Below are 18,660 nucleotides of genomic sequence, written 5' to 3' on the forward strand. Positions count from 1 at the left end.
CTTGCCCGGCGAGCAGAGAACCAGCCCCTGAACCGCTGCCCGAGGAGAACCCCATGACCACCCGCCGCAAGGCCGCCGCGATCGCCGCCGTCGGTGTCGCCCCGCTCGCCCTGACCGCCCTCTCGGTCGCGCCCGCCGCCGCGCACGGCTCGATGACGGACCCGGTCAGCCGGGTCTCCGCGTGTTTCCAGGAGGGTCCGGAGTCCCCGAGGTCGGCTGCCTGCAAGGCCGCTGTCGGGGCCAGTGGCGCGCAGGCGTTCTACGACTGGAACGCGGTGAACATCGCCAACGCCGCCGGCAAGTCGAAGCAGATCATCCCCGACGGCAAGCTGTGCAGCGCGGGCAACGACAAGTACAAGGGCCTCGATCTGCCGCGCGCCGACTGGCCGGCCAGCAAGCTCGCAGCGGGCCACCACACGTTCCGCTACAAGGGCACCGCCCCGCACAAGGGCTCCTTCGAGCTGTACGTCACGAAGGCCTCGTACGACCCGCGCAAGCCCCTGAAGTGGTCGGACCTGGAGAAGAAGCCCTTCGTCAAGGTCACCGACCCGAAGATGGAGAACGGCGACTACGTCTTCGACGGCCAGGTCCCCGCCCGCTCCGGCCGCCACCTGATCTACTCCATCTGGCAGCGCTCGGATTCCCCCGAGGCGTTCTACACCTGCTCCGACGTCGTGTTCGGCAAGGGCACCGGCGGCTCCGGCGCCGCTCCCGCCCCGGCCGCCTCCGCCCCCTCCGAGCAGGAGATCGCGGCGGGCGCCGACAAGTCCACCGTCGAGCACCACGGCCACGGCCACGGGGACGCCGACGCCCACACGGGCGCCGGGGCCACCGGGGCGCCCGACGCCGCTCCCGCCGCGGACGAGGCGGCGGGCGACAACCGGCCCGAGGTGAACGGCGGCGCCGACAAGCCGGCCGTCGCGGCGGACGGCAACCTCGCCGAGACCGGCGGCGACAGCACCACCCCGTACATCGCGGTCGGTGGCGCCGCCGCCCTCGCCGTGGGCGCCGCGGCGATGTTCGCCACGACCCGCCGCCGCGCGGCCGGCCGGCACGGCCGCTGAATGATCTAGGAGAGGCAGGTGCTCGGCGTCGCGTGCTGCGGGTCGAGCGCGTTCGCCACCTCGTGGTGGGCGACGCGGTCCAGGATGCCGATCGCCACGTGCTCCGACAGAGCGACGGGGCACAGGTCCTGAAGGGTCACGTTGCGCACGTCGGGGCCGTCCAGGAACTGGGTGCGGTACGGGGTGACCACCTCGTCGTACCTGGTGGCGATGACGGTGTAGCGCACGCCGGGCACCGTGTCCCCGCCCTCGTTGAGCTTGGTCAGGAAGGGTGATCCGGCGACCTGGTCGGCGAGGGCCGGGGTGTTGGTGGTCAGCAGGTCCTCGACGCCGGGGAAGTACGGCAGCAGCTTGGTGAGGCCGAGCAGGGTGGTGCCGTGGTTGTCGGGGGCGAGGCCGATCAGGGCGTTCACCTTCTCGGCGCCGCCGAGGAACTTGAGGTAGTAGCGGGGCATCATGCCGCCCTGCGAGTGGCCGACCAGGTCCGCCTTCCTCGCGCCCGTCGCGGCGAGCACCTTGTCGACGAAGCCGTCGAGCTGCTCGGCCGACTTGTCGATGGGGCCGAGCCCGTTGAAGAGCGGTACGCCCCGCAGCTGGCCGTAGTCCAGGGAGTAGACGCAGTAGCCGCGGTTGACCAGGTAGGGCGCGAGGACGAGCCAGTTGTCGACGGAGTTCCCGAAGGTGCCGTGCACGAGGACGACCGGGCGGGGGTGCGCGGCGGACGGCTTGCAGTCGTAGTCGTTCCAGCCGCGCGAGACGGCCGCCGGCGCCGCGCTGTCGGCGGCCGCCGCGGCCGCGGGGGTGAGGGTGGCCGCGCCCGTGAGGAGCAGGGCGGCGGCGAGCGCGCGCAGCGCGCGTCTCCAGGGCAGCATCGTGTGATCTCCTTGCGGCTCGGATGAGTTGCGAGGGGGTACGACCTGTGACCCGGATCGACAGGATGCCGTGCTCACGTCAAATTACGCGCCGGTAGATGAAGAGTGAAGCGGCGCGACAGCAAAAGTTTCCAGTGAACACTGGCACGGTCACCGGGCCGCCGGGCTCCGGTCCGGGGCGCCCCCGAGAGTAGGTGGTGGCGCGACGAACGGCGTTGCCAGTGGCCCCTTCCGGAAGTGAAATCACTCGTTCGTGTCGCGGCCGGGTCCGGCGCGGGGCTGAGGCCCGGTCACGGTCCGCCTCACGCCGCCAGCGTCCCCGGCACGATCGCGCCGGGCCCGAACTTCTCCCGCGCCCGGTCGGCCACCTCCTCGATCCGGCGGGCCTTGTCGTCCGCCGGGTCGAACGTCAGCTGGTGGGTGGCGCGTTCGGCGGGGCAGATCCCCTCCGCCCGCAGGGACACCGCCCGCACCCGGGCGCGCTGCAGGCCGAGCGTCTCGTACATCCGGTAGGCGGCCGCGGTCAGCGCGGCGGAGTGGGCGGTCGGCTCGGGCAGGGTCCGGCTCCGGGTGATCGTCGCGTAGCCGGTGCGGTCCGCGTACCGCACGGTGAGGGTCAGCGTGCGGCACACCTGGGCCTCCCCGCGCATCCTGACGCCCAGTTCCTCGGCGCCACAGAGCAGGGCACGGCGGTGCCGGAAGGGGTCCAGCTCGTCACGGGGGAAGGACCGTTCGACGGCCGTCGAGCGCGCGGCGGCGTTCGGCACGACCCGGGTGCGGTCGACGCCCCGCGCCTTCTCGCGCAGCTCGCGGCCCGCGCGGGCGCCGACGAGCCGCTGCAGGGTGGACAGGGGCGCGGCGCCGACCTTCTCCAGGGTGTCGAGGCCGTACTCGCAGAGGGTGCGGGCGGTGGCGCGGCCGATGCCGGGCAGCTCACCGACCGGCCGGCCCGTGAGGAACTCCCGTACGCCGTCCGCGCCTTCGGGCACCGCGCGGGTGACCCCCGGAGCGGCGCCCCGCGCGGCCATCCGCGCCAGCATCGGCCCGGGGCCCGCGCCGATCGCGCACTCCACCCCGTACAGCGCGAGCGCCCGCACCCGGATCAGCGCGGCAAGATCGACGGCGCCCCGCCGGAAGTACCGTCGCGCGCCGCGCACGTCGACGAGCGCGGCGTCCGGCGGCAGCGCCTCGACCTGCGGGGTGAACTCGCCGAGCAGCGCGATGAGCTGAGGCAGCGCGGCCTCGTACATGGGCGGCAGCAGGAAGCGTGCGTAGAGGGTGGTGGTCCCGTCGTTCATCCCGCGCTCCCCTGACTCTGGTGCCACAACTTCCTGCCGACGCCCGCGGCGCCTTCACCCGCCGGGCGCAGATCGGCCCAGGGGTGCATCTCGTACCCGTTGGCCATCCGGATGCGGCGCCCGTCCGCCGGGCCCCGGCCCTCGTCGGGTGCGGGTCCCGGCTCCGGATCCGCCAGGCGCGCGGCCACCGCGTCGAGGCCGCCCTCCTTCCGCACCTCCACCAGGTCCGCGAGGTTCCACGCCGCGGCGCCCACCACACTGAGGCTGCGCGGTCCGCGGCGCTGCACCACGCCGCGTACGAGCAGCAGCCAGGAGTGGAAGACGGTGTGCGCGCACCGCTCGTGGGCGTCGTCGAAGAAGGCCAGGTCGACCAGGCCCGTGCCGTCGTCGAGGGTGGTGAAGATGACGCGCTTGCCGGAGCGGATCGGCGGGGTCTGGGTGGCGGCCTTGGCGCCCGCGACCAGGACGGTCGCACCGTGTTCGGCCTCGCGCAGGCGCCGGGCGCTGTACACGCCGAGTTCGTCGAGGAAGCCGCGGTGGTCCGTCATGAGGTGGCGCGAGGAGTCCATGCCGAGGACGCCCAGTTCGGCGCTGAGCCGCTCGGCGTCGTCCAGGTCGGGCAGGCCGGCGGGCGCCGTCCTCCGCCCGCCGGCCAGCGGGAGCTGGGCCCCGGCCGCACCGCGTGCGCCGCGCCGCAGCTCGGCCAGGTGCAGTTGCAGATCGCGACGGTTGGCGCCGAACGCGTCAAGCGCGCCGACCTGTGCGAGCCGTTGCGCGACCGGCTTCGAGGGCCTGGCCCGCTCCCAGAAGTCGACGAGTGAGGCGTAGGGCTGCCCCTCCGCGATCCGCGCGGCCTCGGCCTCGCTGATGCCGTGGACGTCGCTGAGCGCGAGGCGCAGGCCCCACCGGTCCGGAGCCGACTCCGAACCGGACACCAGTTCGATACGGTGGGCGACCGCGGACCGGTTCACGTCCAGCGGAAGGATCGGCACCCCTCTTCGCCGCGCGTCCGCGAGCAGCAGCCGCTTCGGGTACATGCCGGGATCGTGCGTGAGCAACCCCGCGTAGAACGCCGCCGGGTGATGGGCCTTCAGCCAGGCCGACTGGTAGGTGGGCACGGCGAAGGCCACCGCGTGCGCCTTGCAGAAGCCGTACGAACCGAAGGCCTCGACGATCTCCCAGGTGCGGCCGATCGTCTCCGCGTCGTACCCCCTCGCCGCCGCGTGCTGCGCGAACCAGAGGCGGATCCGGCCCTGCGACTCGGGGTCGGAGAGCCCGCGCCGCACCCGGTCCGCCTCGTCGCGTCCGCAGCCGGTCATGATGTTCACGATCTCGATGACCTGCTCGTGGAAGACGACGACGCCGTACGTCTCCTTCAACGGTTCGGTGAGGTCGGGGTGGGGGTGGCGGACGGGCGCGCGGCCGTGTCTGGCCTCGATGAAGGGCCGCACCATGTCGGCGGCGACAGGTCCTGGCCGGAACAGTGAGATGTCGACCACCAGGTCGTGGAAGGTCTCGGGCTGGAGGCGCCCGACCAGGTCCCGCTGGCCCGGCGACTCGATCTGGAAGCAGCCGAGCGTCTCGGTGGACTTGATGAGCCGGTACGTGGCCGGGTCCCCGGGCGGGACCTGGCGCGGGTCGTCGAGATCCACGGGGACACCGGTGGCCCGCTCGACCTCCGCCGCCGCGTGCGCCATCGCCGACTGCATCCGCACGCCGAGCACGTCCAGCTTGAGCAGGCCGAGGTCCTCGACGTCCTCCTTGTCGAACTGCGACATGGGCAGGCTCTCACCGCTGGTCGGCACCACGGGGGTGCGGGCGAGCAGCGAGGCGTCGGAGAGCAGCACCCCGCACGGGTGCATGGCGACGCCGCGCGGCAGCGCGTCGAGCGCCTCGACCAGCTCCCACAGCCGGTCCCTGCCCCCCAGTTCCTCGGCGACCTTCCGCAGTTCGGGCAGTTCCTCCAGCGCGGCGCGGGCATCGCGCGCGCGGATGTGCGGGAAGGCCTTGGCGATCCTGTCGATCTCGGCCGGGTCCATGGAGAGGGCGGCGCCCACATCGCGTACGGCATGGCGTACGCGGTAGGTCTCGGGCATGGCGACCGTCGCGACCCGCTCGGTGCCGAAGCGGCCGATGATCGCGCGGTAGACCTCCAGGCGGCGGGCCGACTCGACGTCGATGTCGATGTCCGGCAGGACGTGCCGCCGCTTGGACAGGAACCGCTCCATGAGCAGCCCGTGCTCGACGGGGTCGGCGTGCGCGATGCCGATGAGGTGGTTGACCAGGGAACCCGCGCCGGAGCCGCGCGCCGCGACCCGGATGCCCAGGCCGCGCACGTCGTCGACGACCTGGGCGACGGTCAGGAAGTACGAGGCGTAGCCGTGGTGGTCGATGATGTCCAGCTCGTGGTGCATCCGCTCCCAGTACGCGCGGCGGGAGTCGAGGCCGAGCCTGACCATGCCCGCCGCCGCCCGCGAGGCGAGGACGCGCTGCGCGGTGCGGCGCCCGGCGCCGACCAGGCCCGGCTCGGGGAAGCGCACGGAGCCGATGCCGATGTCGTCCTCGGGGTCGACGAGGCACTCGGCGGCGGTCGCCCGGGTCCGGTCGAGCAGCCGGTGGGCGGTGTCGCGGCGGAACCCCGCCGCCTCGACGACGCGCTCGGCGACGCGCAGCATGTCGTCCGCGCCCTTCAGCCACCGTTCGCCGCCGTCGAGTTCCTTGGTCGGGTCGACGGGGACGAGGCGGCGGGCGGCGTCGAGGACGTCGGCGACGGGCCCCTGGCCCGGGTCGGCGTAGCGCACGGCGTTGCTCAGGACGGGGAGTACGCCCTGCTCCGCGGCGAAGCCGACGGTGCGCGCGGCCAGGCGCAGCGAACCGGGCCCGGTGCCCTCGCGGCCGTGCCAGACGGACTCAAGGCGCAGCGCGTCGCCGTACCGCTCGCGCCAGGGGGCGAGGAGGCGGGCGGCGCGGTCGGGGCGTCCGGCGGCCAGCGCGCGGCCCACGTCGGAGGCGGGGCCGAGCAGCACGGTCAGGCCCTCGCCATGATTCTCCCCCCACGGCAGGACGGGCGGTCCTTCGCCGGAGCGGTGCGCGGCGGTGATCAGCCGGCAGAGCGCGGCCCAGCCGGTGGCGCCGTCCCTGGCGAGGTAGGTCACGCGCGGGGCCGACTCGTCGATGAAGGCGCCGCCACGCACGGGTGCCCGCCGTCGCTCGCCCGTGTCCGGGGCGGAGGTGCCCACGGCGAGCCCGGCCCCGAACAACGGCCGCACGCCCGCCCTGGCGCAGGCCTTGGCGAAGCGGACGGCGCCCGCGAGGGTGTCCCGGTCGGTGAGGGCGAGGGCGTCCATGCCCCGTTCGGCGGCGCGCTCGGCGAGCCGCTCCGGGTGCGAGGCGCCGTAGCGCGGGGAGAACCCGGAGACGGTGTGCAGATGCGTGAACCCCGGCACACGCACCTCCTGAAACCCTGAACCGATCCGATCTCACATCCCCGTCTCTCCACCATAGACCAGTTTCGAACTTACGTACGACACGTATGTTCGATTCACGAGCGAGGCCGTCCCGCACCGCCTCCATATCGCCCGTTCGGCCCATCCCACCTGCGAGAACGACCGCGGCCCCCGAGCGTTGAGGCATGAGCTTCGCCGACGAATTCAAGAGCGCCGTCACCCCGCGAGCAGCCCTGCTCGTCATCGGCGTACTCGCCCTGCAGCTGCTGTTCATCGCCTCCTACGTGGGGGCGCTGCACCATCCGAAACCCAAGGATGTCTCCTTCGGAGTCGTCGCCCCGGGGCCCGCGGCCGACCGGACCGCGGACCGGCTGAAGAAGCTCTCCGGCAAGCCCCTCGACCCCCGCGTCCTCAAGGACGAGGCCACGGCCCGCCGCCAGATCATGGACCGCGACATCGACGGTGCCCTGATCGTCGACCCGCAGAGCACGAAGGACACCCTCCTGGTCGCGTCCGGCGGCGGCACCGCGCTCTCCAGGACCCTCACCGAGATCGTCACCAAGGCCGACGCGGCCGAGAAGCGCACGGTGACGGCCGACGACGTGGCCCCCGCATCGGGCCAGGACTTCAACGGCCTCTCGTCCTTCTACCTGGTCGTCGGCTGGTGCGTCGGCGGCTATCTGTGCGCGTCGATCCTCGCGATCAGCGCGGGCTCCCGGGCCGCCAACCTCTCGCGCGCGGTCATCAGGCTCGGCACCATGGCGCTCTACTCGGTCGTCGGCGGACTCGGCGGCGCGGTCATCATCGGACCGATCCTCGGCGCCCTGCCCGGCAGCGTCCTCGGGCTGTGGGGCCTCGGCGCCCTGGTGATCTTCGGGGTCGGCGCGATCACGCTCGCCCTGCAGGCGCTCACCGGGATCGTGGGCATCGGACTCGCCGTCCTGCTCATCGTCATCGGGGGCAACCCGAGCGCGGGCGGCGCCTTCCCGCTGCCGATGCTGCCGCCCTTCTGGCAGGCGATCGGCCCCTGGCTGCCGCCGGGGGCCGGGACCTGGGTGGCCCGCTCCATCGCGTACTTCGAGGGGAACTCGGTCACCCGGGAACTTCTCGTCCTCTCCGCCTGGGCGGTCGTCGGCGTCGTCGTCACCCTCGTCCTGTCCGCCCGCCGGAAGCTCCCCAGCAGCTCGATCGACCTCAGCGGCACGCGCTACGGCAGCGGCATCGGGTGACCTGGGCGCCCACCGCGGTCAGGCACCTCCCCCGCTGCCGTAGTACGCCAGCCGCATGAGCTCCCGCATCTCGTCGATCATCGGCATACGGGGGTTGGCGGGCGCGCACTGATCCGCGTACGCGTTCATCGCCTGCTGCGGCAGGGCCTCGATGAAGGCGGCCTCGTCGACGCCCGCCTCCTGGAAGGACGCGGGGATGCCGCACCTGGCCCGCAGCTCCTCGACCGCACGGGCGTAGGACTGGACCCCCTCCGCCGGACGCCGCCGGCAGCCCCAGCATCCGGGCGATCTCCTGGAACCGCTCCGGTGCCCGGTAGACCTCCGCCTTCGGCCACGGCGTCGCCTTGCCGGACAGCGTGCCGTTGTGCCGGATGACGTGCGGCAGGAGCAGCGCGTTGGTGCGGCCGTGGGGGATGTGGAAGGTGTTGCCGAGGGTGTGGGCCATGGCGTGCACCAGGCCGAGGAAGGCGTTGGCGAAGGCCATGCCCGCGACCGTCGAGGCGTTGTGCATCTTCTCGCGCGCCTCGGGGTCCGCGGCCCCGTTCACGACGCACCGCTCCAGGTTCTCGAAGATGAGCCTGACCGCCTGGAGGCAGAGCCCGTCGGTGTAGTCGTTCGCGTACACCGAGACGTACGCCTCGGTGGCGTGGGTCAGCGCGTCGAAGCCGGAGTCGGCGGTGACGTCCGGCGGGAGCCTCATCGGCAGGACCGGGTCGACGATCGCGACGTCCGGGGTAAGCGCGTAGTCGGCGAGGGGGTACTTCTGGGCGGCCGCCGGGTCGGAGATGACCGCGAAGGGGGTGGCCTCGCTGCCCGTGCCCGAGGTGGTCGGGACGGCCACCATCCGCGCCTTCGCGCCGAGACCGGGGAACCTGAGGGCGCGCTTGCGGATGTCGAAGAACTTCTCACGAAGCCGAGCTCCGACATCGTCCGGTCCGTCACGATCGAGACGCGCCTGATGCCCTCCATCTCCCCGAGGTACCGCAGGGAGTTGCGCTCGAAGTAGATCTTCTGCGGGACCTTGAACCACTGCATGTTGTTGTTGCGCCGTCCGATCCGCTTGATGTTGAGCAGGTTGACCGCGGAGACGTTGTCGGACACGGAGTTGTGTCCGTAGCTGCCGCAGCCGAGGGTGAGCGAGGGCAGGAAGGAGTTGTAGACGTCACCGATGCCGCCGAAGGTGGAGGGCGCGTTGACGATGACGCGGACCGCCTTGACGCGCTTGCCGAACTCCTCGGCGAGTTCCTCGTCCTCGGTGTGGATGGCGGCGCTGTGCCCGAGCCCGTGGAACTCGACCATCCGAGCCGACAGTTCGAGGCCGTGCTCGGTGGTGTCGGCCTTCAGGGCGGCCAGGACCGGGGAGAGCTTCTCGCGGGTGAGCGGCTCGCCCTCGCCGACCTCCGCGCACTCGGCGATGATGACGGAGGTGCCCTCGGGCACGGCGAACCCGGCCTGTTCGGCGATCCACCGGGGGGACCTGCCGACGACGTCCGCGTTGAGCTTCGCACCCGAGCAGTTCTCGGCGTAGGCCGTCGTACCGAAGAGGAACTCCTCCAGCTTGCTCTTCTCGGCCGCCGTGACGACGTACGCGCCGAGCCGCTCGAACTCCGCGAGCCCCTCGGCGTAGATCTCCGCGTCGAGGATGACGGCCTGCTCCGAGGCGCAGATCATGCCGTGGTCGAAGGCCTTGGAGAGCACGATGTCGTGAACGGCCCGCCGCGGCCTGCCGCTTCGGGTGACGTACGCGGGTACGTTGCCCGCGCCGACGCCGAGCGCGGGCTTGCCGCAGGAGCAGGCGGCCCTGACCATCGCGTTGCCGCCGGTGGCGAGGATCGTGGAGACGCCCTCGTGGTGCATCAGCAGCCCGGTGGCCTCCATCGAGGGCTCCTCGACCCACTGCACGCAGTCCTCGGGGGCGCCCGCCTCGACCGCGGCGTCCCGCACGATGCGGGCGGCCTCGGCGGAGCAGCGCTGGGCGCTCGGGTGGAAGGCGAAGATGATCGGGTTGCGGGTCTTCAGGGCGATGAGCGCCTTGAAGACGGTCGTCGAAGTCGGGTTGGTCACCGGGGTCATCGCGCAGACGACGCCGACCGGTTCGGCGATCTCGGTGACGCCGTTCAGCTCGTCGCGGGAGACGACGCCCGCGGTCTTCAGGCCGCGCATCGAATTGACGACGTGCTCGCAGGCGAAGAGGTTCTTGACCGCCTTGTCCTCGAAGAGGCCCCGGCCGGTCTCCTCGACCGCCTGCCGCGCCAGTTCCCCGTGCCGGCTCAGCGCGGCGAGAGAAGCCTTCTTGACGATGTGATCGACCTGTTCCTGGTCGTACGTCCCGAACCGGCCGAGCGCGGTGAGCGCCCTCTCGACCAGTCCGCCCACCATCTCCATGGCCTGCATGGCGGTTACTCCTTCTCCGAGTCCGTGGAGCCTCTTCTCCACGAATCCGATTCCACACCCGCGGACATCCGCCCCCGCCCCGAAAAGGTCCTGGGCCGCCGGGCACAAGGTCCCTGCGGAGCATCGCCTGCGACCGCCCGAACCCGTCGTGAACTGCGGGAACACCAAAGGACTTTGACCCCTTGCCCTCTTGTGAAAACTTTCACAAGAGGTGCGCGAAAGAGTCCCGCCCCGGTTTCCGGGACGGGACTCGAACGGGGCTCAGGCCCTCCGGCCGAGGTCAGCCGATCTCCGCTCCATAGGCGCTCAGCGCCTCCGGCACCGGCTGGAAGAACGTCTCCCCGCCCGATGAGCAGTCGCCGCTGCCGCCCGAGGTGAGGCCCAGCGCGGTGTCACCGGCGAAGAGCGCGCCGCCGCTGTCACCGGGCTCGGCGCAGACGGTGGTCTGGATCAGCCCGTCGACCTGGCCCTCCTGGTAGTTCACCGTGGCGTCGAGCGCGGTGACCTCGCCGTCGTGGACCTGGGTGGTGCTGCCGCTGCGCGTCACCTTCTGGCCGACCGTGGCGTCACCGGCCTTGCTGATCGCCTGGGTGCCGCCGTAGAGGTTCACCTCGCTCGGGTGCGGGGTGTCCGCCGTGTACTTCACGAGGGCGTAGTCGTTGCCGGGGAAGCTCGACTCCTGCGTGGCACCGATCTCCGCGCCGCCCTGCGAGTCGGACCAGCTCTTGACCGCGTTGCCGCAGTGGCCCGCCGTCAGGAAGTAGGGCTCGCCGCCCTTGACGACGTTGAAGCCGAGCGAGCAGCGCGCGCCGCTCCCCCAGATCGCGTCGCCGCCGGCGATGAAGGCCTTGTACTCGCCCTTGCTCCGCTTGAGTTCGGCCTTGCCGCCGAGCTTCTCCACGATCGCGCCGACCTTGTCGAGCGCGGCGCCCTTGACGGTGCGGTCCGCCGTGACGACCACCTTGTTGGCCGCCGGGTCCATCACCCAGGAGGTGCCGGGCACGGCCGCCTCGTCGTCGAGCGTCGCGCGGGCGCTCTTCAGCTCGGCCAGGGAGTTCTCGACGATTCTGGCCTTGCCGCCCGCCGACTCGACGGCGTCCGCCGCGCTCTTGTCCAGTACGTTCACGACGAGGGCCTTGGCCTTGGCGTCGTAGTACGTTCCCGCGGCGTCCGCGCCGAGGTCCTTGCCCAGGGACGAGGCGAGCTTTCCGGCCTTCGCCACCGAGAGGGTGTCCGGCGTGGGGGCCGGGTCGTGCTCGCTCGCGTTCGCAGTCTGGAAGGTGATGCCCGCGGCGACCAGCGCGGCGATGCCCGCGCCTGTCACGACGGCACGCCGCTTGGGTATGCGTCGGTGCTTCAAAGCTCACGACCTCCTGTGGGGGGAACGACCCGCCCGGCGTGGGGGCCTGACGGGTCGGGAAGGCTGGTGCGACATGGCGCTGCCGAGCCAAAGAAGCCGCGTCCATGTCAACTGGCCCGGCCCACTATCCCGACGCCGTCCGGTAGCACACAAGGTCTACTTCAGGACGCGCGCGCGACACGGCCGCACGCCCCCCGGCCCACCCCACGGGGTCGTACCGCCACGTCGGTTCCCGTTGCAAACACTGCGCGCGAGGAGCGGTCGTCAGCCTGTGAGGACTAGTCCTGTCCGGTTCTCGCCCCTCAGGAGAGCTTCGGCTCTCCGGCTTCCGCCTCCCGCACTCCGGATTCCGGCAGCTTCACGGACTCCGCGTACGGCGGCTGTTGGGGCTGGGCCTGCGGCTGTGGAGGCTGAGCCTGCGGTTGCGGTTGCGGTTGCTGCTGCTGCTGCGGTAGGGCCTGCTGGGCCCGCTCCAGGAAGCGGAGCAGTTCCACCGGGAAGGGCAGGACGAGGGTGGAGTTCTTCTCGGCGGCGACGGCCACCACGGTCTGCAGCAGCCGCAGTTGGAGCGCGGCCGGCTCCTCGGACATCTCGTGGGCGGCCTCGGCGAGCTTCTTGGAGGCCTGGAGTTCGGCGTCGGCGTTGATGACCCGGGCGCGCCGCTCGCGGTCGGCCTCGGCCTGGCGGGCCATCGAGCGCTTCATCGTCTCGGGCAGCGAGACGTCCTTGATCTCGACGCGGTCGATCTGCACGCCCCAGCCGATGGCCGGGGAGTCGATCATCAGCTCAAGGCCCTGGTTGAGCTTCTCGCGGTTGGACAGCAGATCGTCCAGATCGCTCTTGCCGATGATCGAGCGCAGCGACGTCTGCGCCATCTGCGAGACCGCGAAGCGGTAGTCCTCCACCTGCACGACCGCCTCGGCCGCGTCGACCACCCTGAAGTAGATGACCGCGTCCACCCGGACCGTGACGTTGTCGCGCGTGATGCCGTCCTGCGCGGGCACCGGCATCGTCACGATCTGCATATTGACCTTGCGGAGCCGGTCCACGAGAGGCACGACCAGGGTGAGACCCGGGCCGCGCACGGAGTGCTGGAGCTTGCCGAGGCGGAGCACCACGCCTCGCTCGTACTGTTTGACGACGCGCGCCGCCGCCATCACGTAGACCACCCCGACCGACCCGAGGGCCGCTCCCACCGCCACCAGCTCCTCGACCATGCCGGCTCCCAGGGTCCGAATTGGGCGTGTTGGGTGTCCGCTTCGAAGGTAACCCCGCGACGGGCACAAAGGGAGGGGGCGGTGAGAGGCGGTGGTGGCTTCCGGCCGGGCAGGGGTGAGCCCCCGCCCGGTGTCCGGACGGGGGCTCATCCACTGACGGCCGCGGAACTCAGTAGACGCTGACGTTGTACGCGCGCAGCGCCTCGGTGACCGGCTGGAAGAAGGTCGTGCCGCCCGAGGAGCAGTTGCCGCTGCCGCCGGAGGTCAGACCGAGCGCCGTGGAGCCCGCGTACAGCGGACCGCCGCTGTCGCCGGGCTCGGCGCAGACCGTGGTCTTGATCAGGCCGTAGACGATGTCACCGCCGCCGTAGTTGACGGTCTGGTTCAGCGCGGTGACCCGACCGCTGTGGATGCCGGTCGTGGAGCCGCGCCGGGTGACGTTCTGCCCGACGGTGGGGTCGGCTGCGCCGGTGATGTCCTGGCTGCCCACGGTGCCGGACTTGGTGATCGAGTTGTTGGTGTAGCGGACGATGCCGTAGTCGTTGGTCGGGAAGCTGGAGCCCGACGTGGTGCCGAGCACGGTGGTCTTCGCCGAGTTCGACCACCAGGTGGTCGCGCCGTCGGTGCAGTGCCCGGCGGTCAGGAAGTAGTAGGCGCCCGCGCTGTTGCGCACGTTGAAGCCGAGCGAGCAGCGCCAGCTGGTCGCGTAGATGGGGTCGCCGCCGGAGATGTACTTCTGGAGCGTGCCCGCGGTGCGCTCGATCTTCAGGGCGCCGGCGTTGCTCCCGGCCGCGGCCTTCAGCCTGGCGATCTCGGCGCGGGAGACCGTGCTGTCGGCGGTGACGACGACCTGCTTCGTCTTCGCGTCGACGCCCCAGGCGGTGCCCGCGACATCGGCGCCGAGCACGGCGTCACTGGCCTGTTCCAGCTGTGACGCGCTGAAGGTCTCCGTGCCGTCCTGCGCGTTGGCCGCGGGGACGGCGAGCGCTCCGGCGGCCACGAGTCCGGTGGCCACGGCGAGCAGGCGGGCGTGTCTCGCTATGCCGCTGTGGGGGGTGGTGCGCTTGATCCTCACGTTGTTCCTCCCGAGGGAAGTCAGTGGGTCTTTGCGGGTTGAAGACCCGTGAGGCGCAGCCAAAGAGCAAGCCCGGATTCCGGATACGCCGTGCTCCTGACAAGCGCTGCTCGGGAGTATTGGCGGCGGGCACGACCCGCACAAGGGCGCCTTTCGGCCGCCGACCGATCAGTACACGCCGAACGGCCCCGGTGCTCCCGTACCTGTCGTACGTCACCGGGGCACCGCCCTTGTCCGGCTGCGTGCTGCGCCCTCCAGCTCCGGCGCCTCAGCGGTCGCGGAGGTTCCGCTCCCCCGCCGCGACCTCGGTGACCAGGGTGTTGCCCGGCGGCGGGAAGGGGCAGATGAAGTGGTCGGCGAAGGCGCACGGGGGCAGCAGCGCGCGGTTGAAGTCGACCGTGGTGCGGCCGTCCGCGTCGGGCGCGGCGGGCCGCAGGAAGCGGAAGCGGTAGCTGGACGTTCCGCTCGTGGCGTCCGCGAAGACGGCCCAGAGCGAGCCGCCGGCCTCCACGCTCACCTGGAGGGTGTGCTCGACGCCCCCGAGGCGGAAGGAGAGTTCGCCGTCGAGGCCGAGGCCGCGCTCCTTGCCGTCCGCGTTGCCGACCATGACGGTGCGGTCCTCGCCGTACGGGGTGAAGCGCCCGGGCACCGCCCAGCGGGCGTCGTACGCGGTGACCTCGATGCCCCGGAAGACCTGGCGCGCGGTGGCGTCCGGGTCGAAGTCGCGCACCGCCCAGAGGCCTTCGCGCCGCATGACGACGAGGCGGCGCCTGCCGTGCGCGACGCGGGCCCCGGGGACCGGACCGCTCTCGACGTCCAGCCGGACCTCGCCGGTCAGGGGCCGGCCGTCGACGGTGAGGCCGGCGTCGGGGCCCGCCGTCAGGACGAGGGCGTCGGGTGTCCCGGTCCAGCGCCCTGGGATGCCCGGCAGGTGCCCGTCGGGATGGTCCGCGAGCCAGTGCGTGCCGGTGAGGGAGAGCGGCCCGTAGGGGGCCGACACCGTCTCCGTCCGCTGCTCGTGCCAGTGCTTCCACTCCTGCGCGGCGGCCGCGGCCCCGTCGTCGAAGGCGTTGCCGGTGTGCTCGGTGCTCATGCCGGTCAACCTTTCCACATCCGTCGGCGTGGCCCGGCTCAGGCGGGACCGGTCAGAGTCCGCAGTCGCAGCAGGAGCAGCACTCGCAGCATTCACAGCAACCGCCGTCGCAGTTGCAGTCGCAGTCGTTGCAGCAGCCCTCGCGCCGCTTGCGCGACCAGGGGCCCTCGTAGTGGTCGGCGCAGCACACCTTGCAGGTGCAGCAGAGTCCGATGGCGACGGCGCAGCCCGCCCAGAAGCCGCGCTTGCCGGGCTTCGGCGGCTGCGGGTCGAAGGCGGGCCCGCCACCGAAGCCACCAGGGCCACCGGGGCCACCAGGACCGCCCTGCCCGGGACCACCGGGCCCACCGGGTGCGCCGCCCCCGTAAGGGTTCCCGCCCCCGTAAGGGTTGCCGTCCCCGTAAGGGTTGCCGTCCCCGTAGGGGTTGCCGCCCCCGTAGGGGTTCTGCGACCCGTACGGCCCATCGGCGGGAGGCCCGTACGCGCCGCCCTGCTGCGGTGACCCGTACGCACCCCCCTGATGCGCCGTCACCTGATGTGTGTGTCCGCACGCTTCGGTGCCGAAGGCCCGGTCGACCGACCTGGACAGCTCGTGCGCGAGGAGCATGTGCGCCAGCTTGCCGTCGGTGAACTCGGCGTCGCGCAGTGCGAGCCGGATGCCGTGCAGCGCGTCGTCGGCCAGGCGCCGCGCCTCGGTCAGGGGCGTACCGGTCGCGGTGAGCGGGTTCCAGGCGCCCGACGCGGCGTCAGCTTCCCTGTCCTCCACGGCGTCGAGGAGGTGGGCGAGGCGCCCGAAGAGCCGGCCCGCCTCGGCGAGCGGCGCCGCGTTGCCGGGCCGCCCGGCGAGCACGGCGGTGTGCGCGAAGGCCGCGGCGGTCGCGGTCTCGGTCGGCTCGGTGACGGTGAGCAGCGAGGTGCCGGGCCCCGCCAAGGCCTCGATGCCGGCCTGCCGTTCGACGGCGTCGACCAGGACCGCGGTGTCGAACCCCACATCGGCGCCGGTCCGCGCGCCGGCGCGGTCCCAGCCCCGGGCCACCCGCCGGGCGGCGACGGCCACCGGCCTGCGCGCCAGGACCCCGTCCCCGTCGACGACGTGGTCCCTGACCTTCGCCGACGCGAGCACCAGCGAGACGGCGGCGGCGAGCCGCGCCCCCTCGCCCCGGGCGACGGACGCGGTCCGCATGCCCCGCAGCGGACAGGGCCCCGCGGTGCGCCGCCACCCGGTGGACCGCTCGGCCTGAGCCTCCGTCAGGACCGAGATGATGAGGCCGTCGTAGTTGGTGACGACACGGGCGAACTGACCGTGGTCGCTGCGCAGCGCGAGGCAGAGGCCGCACAGATGCGCCATCCACTGCGTCTTGAGCCCCTCCCCGAGGCGATGGCTGCAGGGCCTGACGATTCCGAACAAGACGACTCCCCCGAGTGGCCCGAAGCGATCAACTCCGCGCATCGTAGCGACGGCCCCGTTCACCCGTACGCACGGGCCGTCACCCATACGCCGTGAAGAATCATATTTCACTCACAGTCAGCAGCCGTACACAGGACGGCCCTTGGAGCGCACCGCACATCGGCGTGTTGACTCTGCACCAGTACCGTCACGAAAACCCCGCGCGGCGACTATCCACTTGGCGCATCATCCGCATCATGGACGACGATAGGGATGCGGAATCCAGGGAAACCGCTGTGAGAGGAGGCGTCCATGGGATCGGTGCGCAAGGCGAGTGCTTGGCTTGGCCTCGTCGACGACGACAACAACGAGCGTTACTACGACGACGGCTACGAAGACGACCGGGCTGAGGGGCCCGACCAGCCGGAGGCCTGGGTCACCGACCCGCGGGCGCGGGTGGCGACCGAGGCGGCGGCTGAGGAGGACCGCCGGATCGGGACCGTGACGCCGGACAGCTTCCGGGACGCGCGCGCCATCGGCGAGCTCTTCCGGGACGGCGTCCCGGTCATCATGAACCTCACGTCCATGGAGCCCACCGATGCCAAGCGTGTCGTCGACTTCGCCGCGGGCCTCACCTTCGGCCTGCGCGGTTCGATCGAGCGGGTGGCGACGCGGGTCTTCCTGCTCACCCCCGCCGACACGCAGATCGTCGGCGAGGCCAAGAGCCGCCTCTCCGACGGCTTCTTCAACCAGAGCTAGAGGCAGGGCCGCTCACCGGAGGCACGAAGGAACGAACCGGCTCACCGGAAGGCATCGAGACCGGTGAGCGCCTTGCCCAGTACCAGTTGATGCATCTCGGCGGTGCCCTCGTAGGTGAGCACCGACTCGAGGTTCGTCGCGTGCCGCATGACGGGGTATTCGAGCGAGATCCCGTTGGCGCCCAGGATCGTCCTGGCCGTGCGGCAGATCTCGATCGCCTCCCGCGCGTTGTTGAGCTTGCCGAAGCTGATCTGTTCGGGACGGAGCCGGCCCGCGTCCAGCCGCCGCCCGAGGTGGTGGGCGAGCAGGATGCCCTTGTGCAGTTCGACCGCCATGTCGGCGAGCTTGGCCTGGGTCAGCTGGAAGCCGCCGATCGGCCGGCCGAACTGCTCGCGGCTCTTCGCGTACTCCACGGCCGCCTCGAAGGAGGAGCGGGCCGCGCCCATGGCTCCCCAGACGATGCCGTAGCGGGCGTGGGAGAGACAGCTCAGCGGCCCCCTGAGCCCGGTGACCTCGGGCAGCACGGCGTCCGCGGGCAGCCGCACCTCGTCAAGGACCAGCTCACTGGTGACGCTCGCGCGCAGCGACCACTTGTGCTTGATCTCGGGCGCCGAGAAGCCCCGTACGTCGGTCGGGACGACGAATCCCCTGATGCCGTCGTCGGTCCGGGCCCACACCACGGCGACCCCGGCCACCGACCCGTTGGTGATCCACATCTTGCGCCCGGTGAGGATCCAGTCCGTCCCGTCCTTCTTGGCGTGCGTCCGCATGGACGCCGGGTCGGAGCCGTGGTCCGGCTCGGTCAGGCCGAAGCAGCCGATGATCTCGCCGGCGGCCATGCCCGGCAGCCAGCGCTGCTTCTGCTCCTCTGAGCCGAAGCGGTGGATGGCGTACATGGCGAGGGAGCCCTGCACGGAGACGAGGGAGCGGATGCCGGAGTCGGCGGCCTCAAGCTCCAGGCAGGCCAGCCCGTACTGCACGGCGGTGGCGCCCGCGCAGCCGTACCCCTCAAGGGACATGCCGAGGGCCCCGATGGAGCCGAGCTCCCGCGCCAGTTCCCGGATGCCGGGCAGCTCGCCCCGCTCGTACCAGTCGGCGATGTGCGGCAGGACCCGGTCGGTCGCCCAGGTCCGGACGGTGTCCCGGATCGCGAGGTCCTCGGGGTCGAGGAGGTCGTCGATGCCGAGGAGGTCGGCGGGGTCGAGGGGCGGCAGAGGGGTGCGGGCACGGGCACTTGCGGACATGCGGGCCTCCGGCGACACAAAACTAGCGGTGATAGTCAACTACGGCTCGCGCCGACGTTACGACGCAGTCTCCCGCACGTCCAGAGCTTCCCGGCCCGCCGTCAGGGGCGCGGTGACCGGCGCGCCGACGGCTCCCAGGGGCGCGAGGAACTGTGCACCCAGCCACGAATCACCCGCAGCCGGAAAAGAAGCCGAGCCCGCCCAGGGGCGCGAGGAACCGCG

At 71.9% G+C, this 18,660-nt stretch carries 12 protein-coding genes and 1 pseudogene; 3 read left to right on the plus strand and 10 right to left on the minus strand.

The window, feature by feature from the left end; translation table 11 throughout:
* Nucleotides 1–53: 53 nt before the first annotated feature.
* Nucleotides 54–1,064 carry a lytic polysaccharide monooxygenase auxiliary activity family 9 protein gene (locus tag AC07DI_RS24965; RefSeq protein WP_478906163.1) on the plus strand — a complete coding sequence of 337 codons (1,011 nt, stop codon included), beginning with the start codon at nt 54–56 and terminating at the stop codon, nt 1,062–1,064.
* Nucleotides 1,065–1,069: 5 nt separating this feature from the next.
* On the opposite strand, the gene AC07DI_RS24970 is transcribed toward AC07DI_RS24965, so the two are convergent.
* The 3 genes from AC07DI_RS24970 to AC07DI_RS24980 all read right to left on the minus strand — a co-directional run bounded on the left by AC07DI_RS24970 (nt 1,070) and on the right by AC07DI_RS24980 (nt 6,680).
* Complete coding sequence (locus AC07DI_RS24970; protein WP_384251384.1) at nt 1,070–1,936, minus strand: esterase/lipase family protein; 867 nt, start codon at nt 1,934–1,936, stop codon at nt 1,070–1,072.
* A 302-nt stretch (nt 1,937–2,238) separates the two neighbouring features.
* The gene (locus tag AC07DI_RS24975) at nt 2,239–3,234 is read right to left on the minus strand and encodes a DNA polymerase Y family protein (RefSeq protein ID WP_478906164.1); all 996 of its coding nucleotides are present in this window, start codon (nt 3,232–3,234) and stop codon (nt 2,239–2,241) included.
* On the minus strand, nt 3,231–6,680 hold the full coding sequence (locus AC07DI_RS24980) for a DNA polymerase III subunit alpha (protein WP_478906165.1): 3,450 nt from the start codon (nt 6,678–6,680) through the stop codon (nt 3,231–3,233). Before AC07DI_RS24980 ends, AC07DI_RS24975 begins: the two co-directional genes overlap by 4 nt.
* Before the next feature lie 185 nt (nt 6,681–6,865).
* Here AC07DI_RS24980 and AC07DI_RS24985 point away from each other — a divergent pair, with 185 nt between their 5' ends.
* Nucleotides 6,866–7,909 carry a DUF3533 domain-containing protein gene (locus AC07DI_RS24985; protein ID WP_478906166.1) on the plus strand — a complete coding sequence of 348 codons (1,044 nt, stop codon included), beginning with the start codon at nt 6,866–6,868 and terminating at the stop codon, nt 7,907–7,909.
* A gap of 18 nt (nt 7,910–7,927) precedes the next feature.
* Here AC07DI_RS24985 and AC07DI_RS24990 read toward each other — a convergent pair.
* From AC07DI_RS24990 to AC07DI_RS25015, 6 genes and pseudogenes are all read right to left on the minus strand, one after another.
* Nucleotides 7,928–10,303 (minus strand): annotated as a pseudogene (locus AC07DI_RS24990) (bifunctional acetaldehyde-CoA/alcohol dehydrogenase).
* 280 nt (nt 10,304–10,583) lie between these two features.
* Entirely contained in the window at nt 10,584–11,663 is a 1,080-nt protein-coding gene (locus AC07DI_RS24995; RefSeq protein WP_384251369.1) for a S1 family peptidase, read from the minus strand.
* Between the two features lie 302 nt (nt 11,664–11,965).
* Complete coding sequence (locus tag AC07DI_RS25000; RefSeq protein WP_478906167.1) at nt 11,966–12,880, minus strand: slipin family protein; 915 nt, start codon at nt 12,878–12,880, stop codon at nt 11,966–11,968.
* A gap of 169 nt (nt 12,881–13,049) precedes the next feature.
* Entirely contained in the window at nt 13,050–13,955 is a 906-nt protein-coding gene (locus tag AC07DI_RS25005; protein ID WP_384251364.1) for a S1 family peptidase, read from the minus strand.
* A 268-nt stretch (nt 13,956–14,223) separates the two neighbouring features.
* Nucleotides 14,224–15,048, minus strand: coding sequence for a DUF1684 domain-containing protein (locus tag AC07DI_RS25010; protein WP_384251361.1), 825 nt, complete (start codon nt 15,046–15,048; stop codon nt 14,224–14,226).
* A 52-nt stretch (nt 15,049–15,100) separates the two neighbouring features.
* Nucleotides 15,101–16,456 (minus strand): DUF5685 family protein, encoded by a 1,356-nt coding sequence (locus AC07DI_RS25015; protein WP_478906168.1) that lies wholly within the window; start codon nt 16,454–16,456, stop codon nt 15,101–15,103.
* Nucleotides 16,457–16,747: 291 nt separating this feature from the next.
* Here AC07DI_RS25015 and AC07DI_RS25020 point away from each other — a divergent pair, with 291 nt between their 5' ends.
* The gene (locus AC07DI_RS25020; protein ID WP_384251357.1) at nt 16,748–17,194 is read left to right on the plus strand and encodes a cell division protein SepF; all 447 of its coding nucleotides are present in this window, start codon (nt 16,748–16,750) and stop codon (nt 17,192–17,194) included.
* Nucleotides 17,195–17,235: 41 nt separating this feature from the next.
* Here AC07DI_RS25020 and AC07DI_RS25025 read toward each other — a convergent pair whose 3' ends face one another.
* Nucleotides 17,236–18,438: an acyl-CoA dehydrogenase family protein gene (locus tag AC07DI_RS25025; RefSeq protein ID WP_478906169.1), complete on the minus strand. Its 1,203-nt coding sequence runs from the start codon at nt 18,436–18,438 to the stop codon at nt 17,236–17,238.
* Nucleotides 18,439–18,660: the final 222 nt, after the last annotated feature.

The organism is Streptomyces sp. NPDC044106, from assembly GCF_056433985.1.